The following is a 13963-nucleotide window of genomic DNA, read 5'->3' as shown; positions in this document are numbered from 1 at the left end:
GGAAACGACAACGAGCGCGCTGCAACGCATGCAGCACGAGCACGGGTCAATCCAGGAGGGGGCTTAAATCAGCAGGCTACAGAAGCGCTGCAGGGGAGGCGGATCGGACACGCACACCGGAACATCCCGATACAACTGCGCGTGTACCGGTGGCAACAGAGCCTGCACCAGCGCGAAGGCGGCCAGCGCGGGCTGGTAAGGCACTTGAGGGGCCTTCGCATCGGCCGTGGCGATGTGATCGCGCTGGCAATGCTGGTCGCACAACGCCGGAGCATCGGGATCCGGCGTGGACATCTCTTCGCAACCGACCATCAGGGTCGCTTGTCCAGCTTCCACCGATTCCAGCGGACAGGCGTAAGCCACCAGCGCGAGTTGCTGCAGCAGCAGCGCCCACAGTCCCAGCCATGCCAGTCGGGCACGAGAACGGGGTCGCCGCCATCGCCTCAGCAGCCTCACCATGACAGCTCCCGCACGCCCGAAGCAGCGCCTGCGGACGCTGGGCAGATCAGGGCAGGGGACGTGCGAGCTCTCATGATGGCCAGTCTAGCCCTCTTGGGGCCGACTGTCATTGATCAGGATCAAGCCCTCGCGCGGACTCAGCGGTGGCATCCGCCGCAGCAGGAGGATGCGACGGCCGGGGCGGCCGGCGTACCAGCCTCAGAAGGGAGCACCGCAGCGATCACATAGCCTTGCCGCTGGATAGCCTCAACCGCCTGTTCTACGGCAAGCAGGCCCTCGATCTTGACCACGCCACTGCCCAGATCGACGTCCACCTGGGCGTGGGGGTCAAGGGCCTGAATGGCTTGGGTGACCGTTCGGACACAGTGACCACAGGTCATACCTTCAACAACGAGATTCATGGACAACCCTCCAAAAGCATCGGCGGTTTGCCGACGGCGTGACGATGAGCCTTCCCACGGTGGGAAGGTCAAACGACAGGCAAGTTGAGTGGTAATCCGTCCCGCGTTGTTGACCTTCCCATCATGGGAAGGCTCAGGCTACCTGCTCGTTCCTATTGGCCCTCACTCCATGGACATAACGCTCACTTATGCGAATTAAGTTATTGATTATATTACATTAATACAGGAATCGCAAGGTCTGTAGTTGCACCGTGCCCTGGCCGGCCACAAACGCGATAAGCTAAGCATTCCTTAGTGCTAGTCATTCTTGATGTCATGACGATGCCATCTGAGCGCACCCGCAATGTGCTGCAGGCGGGCGCGTTCCTCAGGCAGCTAGCGGCCAGCCAAGCCGTGCCTAAAGAGGTGCGGCAAGAGGCATATCGACTGCTGCGGCACTATCCAACCGTCAGCGACATCGAGGCGATTGCTGAGCACGAAGAGCGGCTGCGAGCGCTGACCCAGTCGGCCTTCGTACGACCCTACCTGAGCAGCGAGATCGAGGCGGATTGGTTCTCCGGGTACCCGCTCGGCCCTCATCGCATCTGACCATGAAGCAACCGAGCAGGCCGCGTGGAAGAGGGACTACGTCTGCGGAGACAGCGCTGGAGGCTTCCTTTGAACGGGCCCGCGACAGTGCGGCCGAGGAACGCGCATTCTTCAAGCGACTGATGGATGCGATCGTGTACGTGCATGCGCCCATCTCGGACGACGCGCAGACACTGCGGCTGGTCCAGTTCCGCCATCCTGACGGTTTCGATGCGATCCCTTTCTTTACCTCGCTCGACAAGGCGCAGGCGGCCAGCTCGTCTGCTGTCAGAATTCTGGGAGTTTCAGGCCGTGAGCTGCTAACCGGTACTCGCGGCGCGACGTTGATGCTCAATCCCAACTACGGCGGCGTTGTCCTGTACCCGGAAGAGGTTGCGACATTGTTGGATACGGGCTTTCTGGCCAGGGTGGAACGTCTGGCGCCGGCGGAGTTCGCGGTGAGACCTGCCCAGGCCGCGCCGGCTTGGCTCGCTCCGGCCATCAGCGGCAGCCTTGAGCACGCCGACTTCGTCTCGTCGGCCTATCTCCTGGAAACTCACTCGTCAGGGGGCGTCGAACAGCCTCCCGGTCTGTTGATCTGGCTGGTGGTGGACCTGGCTTTCGCCGAGCGGGCGGCTCGTCTGGTGACCACCGCCATACAGCCCTTATGCTCAGATTTGGACGTCATCATCGACTTGGCGGTCCACGACGTATCGCTGCCTTTGCCGGCGGGCTTGGATGATCCCCAGATCCTGCCCATATTTTTTCACGAGAATCAAGCCAACTTGAGCACAGCTCATCGGCCTATGAGCCCTGAAGATAAGCTACTAGCACTCCTTCCGGGATTGACCGAGGAAGAGAAGGAACGGCGGACCCGCGAGGGTATGGCCGACGTCGACGCTGGACGTACGATCCCGCACGAGGAACTACTGCAATGGATCAGGCGACGGTCAGAGCCTTCTTGAAGGTTTCCGTTGGGTCAGGAGCGTGGAAACTCTTGAATCCAATATTCAAGAAGGGCACGCGTGCCTGAGCAGTACTCCAGGAATGCCTGTGTCACGCGGCTTCTGGTTCAATCAAGCCTAGGTCTGTAATCCACGAACTGCCTGACGTCGAGGGGTGTTTCCTCGTTGAATCATGGTGTTAGAGACGATTCGGCTGTTTTTCTCACGAATCCCTGCCGACCTTCTTGAAAAACTGAACCAGACCTACCCAAACGCTTCCGTAAGGCAGGTGGTGAGAGGGCAGGTTAAGCACATCAGGGATAGCAATCCCAAGGAGATAGAAGCGCTACGACAGGAGGCCAACGATCAACTTCCTACTATCGCCGAGCTAAAGAGGGTCAGTGCGGTTGATCCAGAGTTCCGGATGGAAAACAGCTTCTTTGGGCCCAAGCCAGTCATCACCGCCCGCATCATCAACCGCTCAACACTGCCATTGAGCGAAGCGAGCTGGAATGCGGCGCTGTACATCAATGGCGATGTACAGCCTGTAGCCACGTCGAAGGTGCGCAGCGATTTCCGTTCCATCGAAGGCCTCAAGCCCGAACACCATGTTACGGCTCGATTCACTGTCGGATTCGTCAAGGGCGATAAGGCCTGGACCACCTTGGCGATTCGTCAAGCTACATCCACACGCGTCGAGCTGGAGATGATCCCTGAGACAGCAATGGACTTTACGGACAAAGCCTATCTAAGTGCCGATCTTCAGAAGCGCATTGATTTCCTTGAGAACCAACTCAAGCAAGCGAGCGAGTTCGAAGATGTCTGATGCTACCAAGCCCCGCCGGCGGATCACCCTCCGGCGGGGCTTGGTAGCGGTACCGACGTTCACCCCCGCCAAAGAGGACCATTACACAATGCGCCCCTCCATCCTCGCCTTGGACTTAGAAGGAACGCTGATTTCCAACGCTGTAAGCCAGATCCCGCGCCCGGGCCTCTACGAATTTCTGGAGTCGGCAAAGTCGCTCTTTGAGGGTCTAGTCATCTTCACCACAGTTCCGGAGCCTAGATTTCGCGAGATTGCCGACCTATTGGCTTGCGAAGGAGCGGCCCCGGGTTGGTTTGCCCGCTTGCCATACATAGACTGGACTGGGCCGACGAAGGATCTTGCCAACGTTTCCCAGCCCATCGGCTCTGCATGGCTACTAGATGATTACGCCCCCTATGTACAACCGGGACAGGAACATTGCTGGGTCCCGGTTCAACTGTTTTGTTCTCCTTACCCCGAGGACGACGCGGGACTGGACGATGCCATCGAGGCAATCCGTAAGCGACTGAACGAGTACTAGAGGGCCATCTCTTGGCCAGCGTCCAATGGGCCACAGGCTCGCCGGTCAACCAAGGTCCAGCGCTTCGTTGGAGAACCGTCGATATAGACCTGGGGGGGCGTTTACCGCGATAGAGTCCTGAGCCCCCTCAAACCATCTCATGGACCCGTGGCAGCTGGTCGGTCTACTCAGACTAGAAGCTAAAGCTGCCAACTGCCGCTAGGTTCCAGCCAGTACGCCATGCCCAGCGGCAGGAAAGTCTCCATTGCAACGTCCAGGATCAACGGCTGACGCCAACCCTGACCAGGCAAGAAGCAAAAATCCTTCCGGGCGAGGGTTCCAGCTTGCTCGCGTCCAGCTAACCAGATGCATCTGCGTTTTATCTCGCGATCAAGTGCTCGCCTCGCGGCATGCTCATCCAAACCGCTTTGTATGAACTCCGAGGCAGAATTTCGCATGCTCGCCCACAGCACGTAGCGCTTACGCCCCAAGCTGAGCGCATTCCATTCAGGCGATCCAATCGACTGAAGCCCGTCGCCTAGCTTCGGGTCCAACCGATGCTTCCGCAGAAGGTTTGCCAAGTACGCTCGAGCTTCGGTGGATGCCAGTGAAATTCCGAGATTCCGCCTCGCACTGGGCGTGCACTCAGCCGCCCACTGGGTGAGCGACCGGGTCAATGCCGACTCAAGGTTCAAGTCACTGCGAGACCACGGAGATTTGTAGGACCAAGCCAGGGGCTCATACAGAGATCTTGCGGCAAGCCGAGAACATTCGACTGGTTCGCGATGGAGGACGCGCAGCGTCGCAAGCGTGTCAAGTGCCTGCGAGGCCAACCCCTCAGCAGCTACCGGCGAACTAGCCGTTCTTGAGCGCTCTAGCTGTGATGTCCAGGGACGTTGTTCTGGCCCCCGCCCGTAATGACACCGTGCCGATTCAAGAAGTATCTGTCCAGACCGCTTGCCATTGAAGGCATGTTAGAGTTTGGGGCATGTCGAGTCCCGAATCAGACAGGTCAGGGGTTGTCGGTCACACCGCCAGCCCCTTGAACCACTAGTTACGACGCCCACGATCTGTGTGGGCGTATGTCTGGCGTACCCGGGGCGCTGGCCGTGGTGACAAGAAGAACCATTTCTTGATCTCACACCTCGGAGTACTCGATGCCTTTTGCCCTCTACATGCTTGCCCTGGCGGTCTTCGTCATGGGCACTTCAGAATTCATGCTCGCGGGATTGCTCCCCGCGATCGCGACCGAACTTGACGTCTCGGTCGGCACTGCGGGCCTGCTGACCTCCGCATTCGCAGTCGGTATGGTCGTCGGCGCGCCAGTGATGGCGGCATTCGCTCGCCGTTGGCCACCGCGGCTCACATTGATCGTTTGCCTTCTCGTGTTCGCGGGAAGCCACGTCATCGGAGCGATGACACCAGTGTTCTCTCTCCTGCTCATCACCCGGGTGCTCAGCGCTCTCGCAAACGCAGGATTCCTCGCCGTAGCTCTGAGCACGGCCACTACCCTCGTGCCAGCGAACCAGAAGGGGCGTGCACTGTCGATCCTGCTCTCCGGCACGACGATCGCAACCGTCGTGGGCGTCCCCGCCGGGGCACTGCTCGGCACAGCGCTGGGCTGGCGAACGACGTTCTGGGCGATCGCCATCCTCTGTATTCCCGCGGCCGTTGGAGTCATTCGTGGCGTCACGAACAATGTTGGTCGGAGCGAGACTAGCGCGACCTCACCAAGGCTCCGTGTCGAGCTCAGCCAGTTGGCGACGCCGCGGCTCATCCTGGCCATGGCACTCGGAGCGCTGATCAACGGAGGGACCTTTGCGGCATTCACCTTCCTGGCACCCATCGTGACCGAGACCGCGGGCTTGGCCGAAGCGTGGGTGTCCGTCGCGCTGGTGATGTTCGGCATCGGATCGTTCCTTGGCGTCACGATCGCAGGACGACTATCAGATCAACGACCTGGCCTCGTGCTCGCAGTCGGCGGACCGCTATTGCTGACAGGCTGGATCGTGTTGGCAGTGGTCGCATCTCATCCCGTTGCGCTTATCGTCCTCGTCCTCGTTCAGGGATTCCTGTCGTTCGGCGTCGGCAGTACTCTGATCACGCGTGTGCTGTATGCAGCATCGGGTGCGCCAACGATGGGCGGTTCGTACGCAACCGCAGCATTGAATATCGGAGCTGCAGCGGGGCCCGTGCTTGGTGCGCTCGGGCTCGCGACCGGGCTGGGGCTGCTCGCGCCGGTTTGGGTCGCTTCGGTGCTGACAGCGATCGCTCTCGTCATCATGCTTCTCACCAGACGCGCGCTTACGAAGACCGCGGCGGAGGCCAATTGATGACCCATCCGAACGCTCTTCTCACTCCTCGTGCCCGTCTCCGGTTAGCTCGGCTGATTGTCGAAGACGGCTATCCGGCCACGATCGCCGCAAAGATGTTCATGGTCTCCCCGATCACTGCCCGGAAATGGGCAGGCCGCTACCGGGAAGAGGGTGAGTTTGGGATGCAGGATCGCTCCAGCAAGCCGCACCGGATCCCAGGCAGGACGCCCGAGCATGTCAAGAAGAAGATCATCAACCTGCGCTGGCGGCTTCGACTGGGGCCAGCCCAGATCGCTGCGCGACTTGGTCTCTCGACGTCGACTGTTCACGCGGTCCTCGTCCGTTGCCGCGTGAACCGCCTCTCGCATATCGATCGTGTCACTGGCGAGCCATTGCGGCGATATGAGCATCCTCATCCGGGATCGTTGATTCATGTCGATGTCACGAAGTTCGGCAACATCCCCGACGGCGGTGGACATCGTTACGTAGGTCGGCAGCAAGGCGCACGGAACAAGCTCGCGACTCCGGGATTACCACGAGGAAAAGATCACAAGCCGCGCACCGGGACGGCGTTCGTTCACACAGTCATCGACGACCACTCCCGCGTCGCATACGCAGAAATCTGGTCGGATGAGCAGGCGAGCACAGCGGTGGGAGTTCTCGAACGCGCCGTGGCCTGGTTCGCCGAACGAGGCGTGACCGTCGAGCGAGTCCTATCCGACAACGGGTCGGCATACAGATCCCACGCATGGAGGGACTTCTGCGCTCGGCTCGGCATCCGACACAAGCGGACACGCCCCTACCGGCCGCAGACGAACGGGAAGATCGAGCGATTCCACCGCACGCTCGGGGACGGCTGGGCCTATGCCAGGTTTTACGGTTCAGAGGCCGAACGACGCCTGGCGCTGCCCGGCTGGCTCCACTTCTACAACCACCACCGACACCACTCTGCGATTGGCGGCGTACCCTTCGACCGACTCAACAACGTCCCTGGACATCACATCTAGGCGTTCTGCGATGAAGGTTGGATCCCAGCCGGGATTGAAAGTGTCGACGTGGGTGAATCCGAGCCGCTCGTATAGGCCACGCAGGTTCGGGTGGCAGTCGAGCCGCAGCTTGGCGCACCCCTGCGTTCGCGCGGCATGGCGGCAAGCCTCGATCAGCGCGGAGCTGACACCCCGGCCCGCATGTGTCCGTCGCACCGCGAGCTTGTGCAGATATGCGGCCTCCCCCTTGAGGGCGTCGGGCCAGAACTCGGGATCCTCGGCCGACAAGGTGCAACAGCCGACGATGCCGTCGCTGCAACTCGCGACTAGGAGCTCGGATCTCAGGACGAAGGTCTCCGCGAATGTCCGGTCGATCCGCGCGACGTCCCAGGCGGGCGTTCCCTTGGCGGACATCCACGCCGCAGCGTCGTGCATCAGCCGCACAACCTCGTCGATATCACCCGAGCAGGCGACCCGAACGTTCGGAGGCTCCTCGCTGTCCATTCGCTCCCCTGGCGCGGTATGAACCGCCGCCTCATAGTGCAGTTTGATCCTGACGAGCCCAGCATGTCTGCGCCCACCTTCGCGGAACCTGACCAGGGTCCGCTAGCGGGCGGCCGGAAGGTGAATGCTAGGCATGATCTAACCCTCGGTCTCTGGCGTCGCGACTGCGAAATTTCGCGAGGGTTTCCGAGAAGGTGATTGCGCTTCGCAGATCTCCAGGCGCGTGGGTGCGGACGTAGTCAGCGCCATTGCCGATCGCGTGAAGTTCCGCCGCAAGGCTCGCTGGACCCAGATCCTTTACAGGAAGGCCAACGGTGGCGCCCAAGAAGGATTTCCGCGACACCGAGACCAATAGCGGAAGCCCCAACGCCGACTTCAGCTTTTGAAGGTTCGACAGCACGTGCAGCGATGTTTCCGGTGCGGGGCTCAAGAAAAATCCCATCCCCGGATCGAGGATGAGCCGGTCGGCAGCGACCCCGCTCCGTCGCAAGGCGGAAACCCGCGCCTCGAAGAACCGCACAATCTCGTCGAGCGCGTCTTCGGGTCGAAGGTGACCGGTGCGGGTGGCGATGCCATCCCGCTGCGCTGAGTGCATAACCACCAGCCTGCAGTCCGCCTCAGCAATATCGGGATAGAGCGCAGGGTCAGGAAATCCTTGGATATCGTTCAGGTAGCCCACGCCGCGCTTGAGCGCATAGCGCTGGGTTTCCGGTTGGAAGCTGTCGATTGAAACACGGTGCATCTGATCGGACAGGGCGTCTAAGAGCGGCGCAATACGTCTGATCTCATCGGCCGGCGATACAGGCCTCGCGTCCGGATGGCTGGCGGCCGGTCCGACATCCACGACGTCTGATCCGACTCGCAGCATTTCGATCGCCGCGGTGACAGCGCCGGCGGGGTCTAGCCGCCGGCTCTCATCGAAGAAGGAGTCCTCGGTGAGATTCAGAATGCCGAACACCGTCACCATGGCGTCGGCCTCCGCAGCGACTTCCACGATGGGGATCGGGCGAGCAAAAAGGCAGCAATTATGAGCCCCATACCTACAAAGCCCCACGCATCAAGCTTTTGCCCATGAAGCAACCAGGCAATGGCTGTAATTATGACGACGCCGAGTCCCGACCAGACTGCATAAGCAACACCGACAGGGATGGATTTCAGAACCAGAGAAAGAAAATAAAATGCGATGCCATAACCGATTATGACAACGGCGGAAGGGGCAAGCTTAGTAAAGCCCTCGCTAGATTTTAATGCGGATGTTGCGATTACTTCGCCAACTATTGCGATAACAAGAAAAAGCCAGCCTTTCATGATATATCTCCCAATTTGTGTAGGGCTTATTATGCACGCTTAAAAATAATAAAAGCAGACTTGACCTGATAGTTTGGCTGTGAGCAATTATGTGCTTAGTGCATCTAACGCCGGAGTTAAGCCGCCGCGCGTAGCGCGGTCGGCTTGAACGAATTGTTAGACATCATTTACCAACTGACTTGATGATCTCGCCTTTCACAAAGCGAATAAATTCTTCCAAGTGATCTGCGCGTGAGGCCAAGTGATCTTCTTTTTGTCCCAGATAAGCTTGCTTAGCTTCAAGTAAGACGGGCTGATACTGGGCAGGTAGGCGTTTTATTGCCCAGTCGGCAGCGACATCCTTCGGCGCGATTTTGCCGGTTATTGCGCTGTACCAAATGCGGGACAACGTAAGCACTACATTTCGCTCATCGCCGGCCCAGTCGGGCTGCGAGTTCCATAGCTTCAAGGTTTCCCTCAGCGCCTCGAATAGATCCTGTTCAGGAACCGGGTCAAAGAATTCCTCCGCTGCCGGACCTACCAAGGCAACGCTATGTTCTCTTGCTTTTGTAAGCAGGATAGCTAGATCAATGTCGATCATGGCTGGCTCGAAGATACCCGCAAGAATGTCATTGCGCTGCCATTCTCCAAATTGCAGCTCGCGCTTAGCCGGATAACGCCACGGGATGATGTCGTCATGCACGACAAGGGTGACTTCTATAGCGCGGAGCGTCTCGCTCTCGCCAGGGAAAGCCGAAGCCTCCATAAGATCATTGAGCAATGCTCGCCGCGTCGTTTCATCAAGCTTTACGGCCACAGTAACCAACAAATCAATATCGCTGTATGGCTTCAGGCCGCCATCCACTGCGGAGCCGTACAAATGCACGGCCAGCAACGTTGATTCCAGATGGCGCTCAATGACGCTTAGCACCTCTGATAGTTGGTTCGAAATTTCGATGGTCACCGCTTCCCTCATGATGTCTAACTTTGTTTTAGGGCGACTGCCCTGCTGCGTAACATCGTTGCTGCTCCATAACATCAAACATCGACCCACGGCGTAACGCGCTTGCTGCTTGGATGCCCGAGGCATAGACTGTACAAAAAAACAGTCATAACAAGCCATGAAAACCGCCACTGCGCCGTTACCACCGCTGCGTTCGGTCAAGGTTCTGGACCAGTTGCGTGAGCGCATACGCTACTTGCATTACAGTTTACGAACCGAACAGGCTTATGTCCACTGGGTTCGTGCCTTCATCCGTTTCCACGGTGTGCGTCACCCGGCAACCTTGGGCAGCAGCGAAGTCGAGGCATTTCTGTCCTGGCTGGCGAACGAGCGCAAGGTTTCGGTCTCCACGCATCGTCAGGCATTGGCGGCCTTGCTGTTCTTCTACGGCAAGGTGCTGTGCACGGATCTGCCCTGGCTTCAGGAGATCGGAAGACCTCGGCCGTCGCGGCGCTTGCCGGTGGTGCTGACCCCGGATGAAGTGGTTCGCATCCTCGGTTTTCTGGAAGGCGAGCATCGTTTGTTCGCCCAGCTTCTGTATGGAACGGGCATGCGGATCAGTGAGGGTTTGCAACTGCGGGTCAAGGATCTGGATTTCGATCACGGCACGATCATCGTGCGGGAGGGCAAGGGCTCCAAGGATCGGGCCTTGATGTTACCCGAGAGCTTGGCACCCAGCCTGCGCGAGCAGCTGTCGCGTGCACGGGCATGGTGGCTGAAGGACCAGGCCGAGGGCCGCAGCGGCGTTGCGCTTCCCGACGCCCTTGAGCGGAAGTATCCGCGCGCCGGGCATTCCTGGCCGTGGTTCTGGGTTTTTGCGCAGCACACGCATTCGACCGATCCACGGAGCGGTGTCGTGCGTCGCCATCACATGTATGACCAGACCTTTCAGCGCGCCTTCAAACGTGCCGTAGAACACCAGAGTTAAGCCGAGACGCGTAGTGGAGCGAAACACATGGCAAGCTTTACCTGCCATGTGTTTTGCGTAACGAAGCGGCTTCGGCTTGAACGACTTGTTAGGCCGCCGCACGCCGAGCTTGCGCCCGCCCCTGCGACAGCCCAACCCCTGAGCCGAACAGTACAACATGTCTGACTGAACGGCCTGAGGCTGGCACTTGCCGGGGCCGAAGCCAGAACCAGCGACTCGCGCGACCAAGAACTCTCACTACGCCCTCGCCCGAAGCCGACCCGGCCGGTCGAATCTTGCGGAGAGTCGCGCCTGTCCGAAGCCGAGGTTCTGCAGGGCTGACTACCAATGCCTGCACCGCGCGCGCGAGGTACAAACGCTGCGGATAAGCGAGGCGCTGCAGAATGCCTGGAACCCGGCAACAACAGTGCGGGAAGCAAGGCCTAACAAGCAGGCATCACGAAGCCCGCCACACCGCACACCCTCCGCCACTCGTTCGCGACGGCCTTGCTCCGCAGCGGTTACGACATTCGAACCGTGCAGGATCTGCTCGGCCATTCCGACGTCTCTACGACGATGATTTACACGCATGTGCTGAAAGTTGGCGGTGCCGGAGTGCGCTCACCGCTTGATGCGCTGCCGCCCCTCACTAGTGAGAGGTAGGTGTGATGTCCAGGGACGTTGTTCTGGCCCCCGCCCGTAATGACACCGTGCCGATTCAAGAAGTATCTGTCCAGACCGCTTGCCATTGAAGGCATGTTAGAGTTTGGGGCATGTCGAGTCCCGAATCAGACAGGTCAGGGGTTGTCGGTCACACCGCCAGCCCCTTGAACCACTAGTTACGACGCCCACGATCTGTGTGGGCGTATGTCTGGCGTACCCGGGGCGCTGGCCGTGGTGACAAGAAGAACCATTTCTTGATCTCACACCTCGGAGTACTCGATGCCTTTTGCCCTCTACATGCTTGCCCTGGCGGTCTTCGTCATGGGCACTTCAGAATTCATGCTCGCGGGATTGCTCCCCGCGATCGCGACCGAACTTGACGTCTCGGTCGGCACTGCGGGCCTGCTGACCTCCGCATTCGCAGTCGGTATGGTCGTCGGCGCGCCAGTGATGGCGGCATTCGCTCGCCGTTGGCCACCGCGGCTCACATTGATCGTTTGCCTTCTCGTGTTCGCGGGAAGCCACGTCATCGGAGCGATGACACCAGTGTTCTCTCTCCTGCTCATCACCCGGGTGCTCAGCGCTCTCGCAAACGCAGGATTCCTCGCCGTAGCTCTGAGCACGGCCACTACCCTCGTGCCAGCGAACCAGAAGGGGCGTGCACTGTCGATCCTGCTCTCCGGCACGACGATCGCAACCGTCGTGGGCGTCCCCGCCGGGGCACTGCTCGGCACAGCGCTGGGCTGGCGAACGACGTTCTGGGCGATCGCCATCCTCTGTATTCCCGCGGCCGTTGGAGTCATTCGTGGCGTCACGAACAATGTTGGTCGGAGCGAGACTAGCGCGACCTCACCAAGGCTCCGTGTCGAGCTCAGCCAGTTGGCGACGCCGCGGCTCATCCTGGCCATGGCACTCGGAGCGCTGATCAACGGAGGGACCTTTGCGGCATTCACCTTCCTGGCACCCATCGTGACCGAGACCGCGGGCTTGGCCGAAGCGTGGGTGTCCGTCGCGCTGGTGATGTTCGGCATCGGATCGTTCCTTGGCGTCACGATCGCAGGACGACTATCAGATCAACGACCTGGCCTCGTGCTCGCAGTCGGCGGACCGCTATTGCTGACAGGCTGGATCGTGTTGGCAGTGGTCGCATCTCATCCCGTTGCGCTTATCGTCCTCGTCCTCGTTCAGGGATTCCTGTCGTTCGGCGTCGGCAGTACTCTGATCACGCGTGTGCTGTATGCAGCATCGGGTGCGCCAACGATGGGCGGTTCGTACGCAACCGCAGCATTGAATATCGGAGCTGCAGCGGGGCCCGTGCTTGGTGCGCTCGGGCTCGCGACCGGGCTGGGGCTGCTCGCGCCGGTTTGGGTCGCTTCGGTGCTGACAGCGATCGCTCTCGTCATCATGCTTCTCACCAGACGCGCGCTTACGAAGACCGCGGCGGAGGCCAATTGATGACCCATCCGAACGCTCTTCTCACTCCTCGTGCCCGTCTCCGGTTAGCTCGGCTGATTGTCGAAGACGGCTATCCGGCCACGATCGCCGCAAAGATGTTCATGGTCTCCCCGATCACTGCCCGGAAATGGGCAGGCCGCTACCGGGAAGAGGGTGAGTTTGGGATGCAGGATCGCTCCAGCAAGCCGCACCGGATCCCAGGCAGGACGCCCGAGCATGTCAAGAAGAAGATCATCAACCTGCGCTGGCGGCTTCGACTGGGGCCAGCCCAGATCGCTGCGCGACTTGGTCTCTCGACGTCGACTGTTCACGCGGTCCTCGTCCGTTGCCGCGTGAACCGCCTCTCGCATATCGATCGTGTCACTGGCGAGCCATTGCGGCGATATGAGCATCCTCATCCGGGATCGTTGATTCATGTCGATGTCACGAAGTTCGGCAACATCCCCGACGGCGGTGGACATCGTTACGTAGGTCGGCAGCAAGGCGCACGGAACAAGCTCGCGACTCCGGGATTACCACGAGGAAAAGATCACAAGCCGCGCACCGGGACGGCGTTCGTTCACACAGTCATCGACGACCACTCCCGCGTCGCATACGCAGAAATCTGGTCGGATGAGCAGGCGAGCACAGCGGTGGGAGTTCTCGAACGCGCCGTGGCCTGGTTCGCCGAACGAGGCGTGACCGTCGAGCGAGTCCTATCCGACAACGGGTCGGCATACAGATCCCACGCATGGAGGGACTTCTGCGCTCGGCTCGGCATCCGACACAAGCGGACACGCCCCTACCGGCCGCAGACGAACGGGAAGATCGAGCGATTCCACCGCACGCTCGGGGACGGCTGGGCCTATGCCAGGTTTTACGGTTCAGAGGCCGAACGACGCCTGGCGCTGCCCGGCTGGCTCCACTTCTACAACCACCACCGACACCACTCTGCGATTGGCGGCGTACCCTTCGACCGACTCAACAACGTCCCTGGACATCACATCTAGCGCGCACCACGCGCACGCAAGAAAGGGACCTATTGAACGAACGAAATTGTCCAGTTCTGGCCAGGGCGCGATGAGGGTCGGTTGGCTAACGACATAGGCCACACAGCCCTCAAATCGCGATACCAGTTGTCAGGATATCAACCTGCCCACAGACTGTC

Annotated in this window: 15 protein-coding genes and 3 pseudogenes; 12 read left to right on the top strand and 6 right to left on the bottom strand. The window is 60.0% G+C overall.

Annotated elements, in window-relative coordinates; genetic code table 11:
- Positions 1 to 63: 63 nt before the first annotated feature.
- Both ACZLIB_RS11635 and ACZLIB_RS11630 read right to left on the bottom strand, forming a co-directional pair.
- On the bottom strand, positions 64 to 459 hold the full coding sequence (locus ACZLIB_RS11635; protein WP_005413404.1) for a hypothetical protein: 396 nt from the start codon (positions 457 to 459) through the stop codon (positions 64 to 66).
- Between the two features lie 137 nt (positions 460 to 596).
- Positions 597 to 839, bottom strand: a complete 243-nt coding sequence (locus ACZLIB_RS11630) for a heavy-metal-associated domain-containing protein (RefSeq protein ID WP_224482004.1) — start codon at positions 837 to 839, stop codon at positions 597 to 599.
- A gap of 336 nt (positions 840 to 1175) precedes the next feature.
- On the opposite strand from ACZLIB_RS11630, the gene ACZLIB_RS11625 reads away from it, so the two are divergent.
- The 7 genes from ACZLIB_RS11625 to ACZLIB_RS11595 all read left to right on the top strand — a co-directional run bounded on the left by ACZLIB_RS11625 (position 1176) and on the right by ACZLIB_RS11595 (position 7018).
- The gene (locus ACZLIB_RS11625; RefSeq protein WP_019184714.1) at positions 1176 to 1448 is read left to right on the top strand and encodes a BPSL0761 family protein; all 273 of its coding nucleotides are present in this window, start codon (positions 1176 to 1178) and stop codon (positions 1446 to 1448) included.
- 2 nt (positions 1449 to 1450) lie between these two features.
- On the top strand, positions 1451 to 2392 hold the full coding sequence (locus ACZLIB_RS11620) for an SseB family protein (RefSeq protein WP_049401588.1): 942 nt from the start codon (positions 1451 to 1453) through the stop codon (positions 2390 to 2392).
- 175 nt (positions 2393 to 2567) lie between these two features.
- Complete coding sequence (locus ACZLIB_RS11615) at positions 2568 to 3197, top strand: hypothetical protein (RefSeq protein ID WP_136191796.1); 630 nt, start codon at positions 2568 to 2570, stop codon at positions 3195 to 3197.
- Positions 3198 to 3285: 88 nt separating this feature from the next.
- Positions 3286 to 3717 carry an NIF family HAD-type phosphatase gene (locus ACZLIB_RS11610; protein WP_031269101.1) on the top strand — a complete coding sequence of 144 codons (432 nt, stop codon included), beginning with the start codon at positions 3286 to 3288 and terminating at the stop codon, positions 3715 to 3717.
- Positions 3718 to 4778: 1061 nt separating this feature from the next.
- Positions 4779 to 4832: a chloramphenicol resistance leader peptide gene (locus ACZLIB_RS11605; RefSeq protein WP_011113070.1), complete on the top strand. Its 54-nt coding sequence runs from the start codon at positions 4779 to 4781 to the stop codon at positions 4830 to 4832.
- Positions 4833 to 4853: 21 nt separating this feature from the next.
- Positions 4854 to 6029 carry a chloramphenicol efflux MFS transporter Cmx gene (cmx, locus tag ACZLIB_RS11600; RefSeq protein WP_005297378.1) on the top strand — a complete coding sequence of 392 codons (1176 nt, stop codon included), beginning with the start codon at positions 4854 to 4856 and terminating at the stop codon, positions 6027 to 6029.
- Positions 6029 to 7018 carry an IS481-like element IS5564 family transposase gene (locus tag ACZLIB_RS11595; RefSeq protein WP_011273866.1) on the top strand — a complete coding sequence of 330 codons (990 nt, stop codon included), beginning with the start codon at positions 6029 to 6031 and terminating at the stop codon, positions 7016 to 7018. Before cmx (ACZLIB_RS11600) ends, ACZLIB_RS11595 begins: the two co-directional genes overlap by 1 nt.
- A 102-nt stretch (positions 7019 to 7120) precedes the next feature.
- Here ACZLIB_RS11595 and ACZLIB_RS11590 read toward each other — a convergent pair.
- The 4 genes and pseudogenes from ACZLIB_RS11590 to ACZLIB_RS11575 all read right to left on the bottom strand — a co-directional run.
- Positions 7121 to 7411 (bottom strand): annotated as a pseudogene (locus ACZLIB_RS11590) (GNAT family N-acetyltransferase); the annotation flags it as partial.
- A gap of 217 nt (positions 7412 to 7628) precedes the next feature.
- A complete protein-coding gene (gene sul1 / locus ACZLIB_RS11585; RefSeq protein ID WP_000259031.1) occupies positions 7629 to 8468 on the bottom strand; it encodes a sulfonamide-resistant dihydropteroate synthase Sul1 in 840 nt (279 codons plus the stop codon).
- A complete protein-coding gene (locus tag ACZLIB_RS11580) occupies positions 8462 to 8809 on the bottom strand; it encodes a quaternary ammonium compound efflux SMR transporter QacE delta 1 (RefSeq protein WP_000679427.1) in 348 nt (115 codons plus the stop codon). Before ACZLIB_RS11580 ends, sul1 begins: the two co-directional genes overlap by 7 nt.
- Positions 8810 to 8972: 163 nt before the next feature.
- A complete protein-coding gene (locus ACZLIB_RS11575) occupies positions 8973 to 9764 on the bottom strand; it encodes an ANT(3'')-Ia family aminoglycoside nucleotidyltransferase AadA2 (RefSeq protein WP_001206356.1) in 792 nt (263 codons plus the stop codon).
- Between the two features lie 145 nt (positions 9765 to 9909).
- Between ACZLIB_RS11575 and intI1 the strand changes: the two are divergent.
- From intI1 to ACZLIB_RS11550, 5 genes and pseudogenes are all read left to right on the top strand, one after another.
- Positions 9910 to 10707: pseudogene (intI1, locus tag ACZLIB_RS11570) on the top strand (class 1 integron integrase IntI1); the annotation flags it as partial.
- 438 nt (positions 10708 to 11145) lie between these two features.
- A pseudogene (locus tag ACZLIB_RS11565) lies at positions 11146 to 11361 on the top strand (tyrosine-type recombinase/integrase); the annotation flags it as partial.
- A gap of 204 nt (positions 11362 to 11565) precedes the next feature.
- Entirely contained in the window at positions 11566 to 11619 is a 54-nt protein-coding gene (locus ACZLIB_RS11560) for a chloramphenicol resistance leader peptide (RefSeq protein WP_011113070.1), read from the top strand.
- Between the two features lie 21 nt (positions 11620 to 11640).
- The gene (gene cmx, locus ACZLIB_RS11555) at positions 11641 to 12816 is read left to right on the top strand and encodes a chloramphenicol efflux MFS transporter Cmx (protein ID WP_005297378.1); all 1176 of its coding nucleotides are present in this window, start codon (positions 11641 to 11643) and stop codon (positions 12814 to 12816) included.
- Positions 12816 to 13805 (top strand): IS481-like element IS5564 family transposase, encoded by a 990-nt coding sequence (locus ACZLIB_RS11550; protein ID WP_011273866.1) that lies wholly within the window; start codon positions 12816 to 12818, stop codon positions 13803 to 13805. Before cmx (ACZLIB_RS11555) ends, ACZLIB_RS11550 begins: the two co-directional genes overlap by 1 nt.
- Positions 13806 to 13963: the final 158 nt, after the last annotated feature.

The organism is Stenotrophomonas sp. 220_Sma, from assembly GCF_056487375.1.
Note: the sequence above shows the minus strand (reverse complement) of the source record. Positions and strands in the feature narration are given on the sequence as shown.

Bases quoted from the DNA above. Each gene is read 5' to 3' on its own strand.
- ACZLIB_RS11635 (WP_005413404.1), bottom strand. From the start codon at position 459: ATGGTGAGGCTGCTGAGGCGATGGCGGCGACCCCGTTCTCGTGCCCGA.
- ACZLIB_RS11630 (WP_224482004.1), bottom strand. From the start codon at position 839: ATGACCTGTGGTCACTGTGTCCGAACGGTCACCCAAGCCATTCAGGCC.
- ACZLIB_RS11625 (WP_019184714.1), top strand. From the start codon at position 1,176: ATGACGATGCCATCTGAGCGCACCCGCAATGTGCTGCAGGCGGGCGCG.
- ACZLIB_RS11620 (WP_049401588.1), top strand. From the start codon at position 1,451: ATGAAGCAACCGAGCAGGCCGCGTGGAAGAGGGACTACGTCTGCGGAG.
- ACZLIB_RS11610 (WP_031269101.1), top strand. From the start codon at position 3,286: ATGCGCCCCTCCATCCTCGCCTTGGACTTAGAAGGAACGCTGATTTCC.
- cmx (WP_005297378.1), top strand. From the start codon at position 4,854: ATGCCTTTTGCCCTCTACATGCTTGCCCTGGCGGTCTTCGTCATGGGC.
- ACZLIB_RS11595 (WP_011273866.1), top strand. From the start codon at position 6,029: ATGACCCATCCGAACGCTCTTCTCACTCCTCGTGCCCGTCTCCGGTTA.
- sul1 (WP_000259031.1), bottom strand. From the start codon at position 8,468: ATGGTGACGGTGTTCGGCATTCTGAATCTCACCGAGGACTCCTTCTTC.
- ACZLIB_RS11580 (WP_000679427.1), bottom strand. From the start codon at position 8,809: ATGAAAGGCTGGCTTTTTCTTGTTATCGCAATAGTTGGCGAAGTAATC.
- ACZLIB_RS11575 (WP_001206356.1), bottom strand. From the start codon at position 9,764: ATGAGGGAAGCGGTGACCATCGAAATTTCGAACCAACTATCAGAGGTG.
- cmx (WP_005297378.1), top strand. From the start codon at position 11,641: ATGCCTTTTGCCCTCTACATGCTTGCCCTGGCGGTCTTCGTCATGGGC.
- ACZLIB_RS11550 (WP_011273866.1), top strand. From the start codon at position 12,816: ATGACCCATCCGAACGCTCTTCTCACTCCTCGTGCCCGTCTCCGGTTA.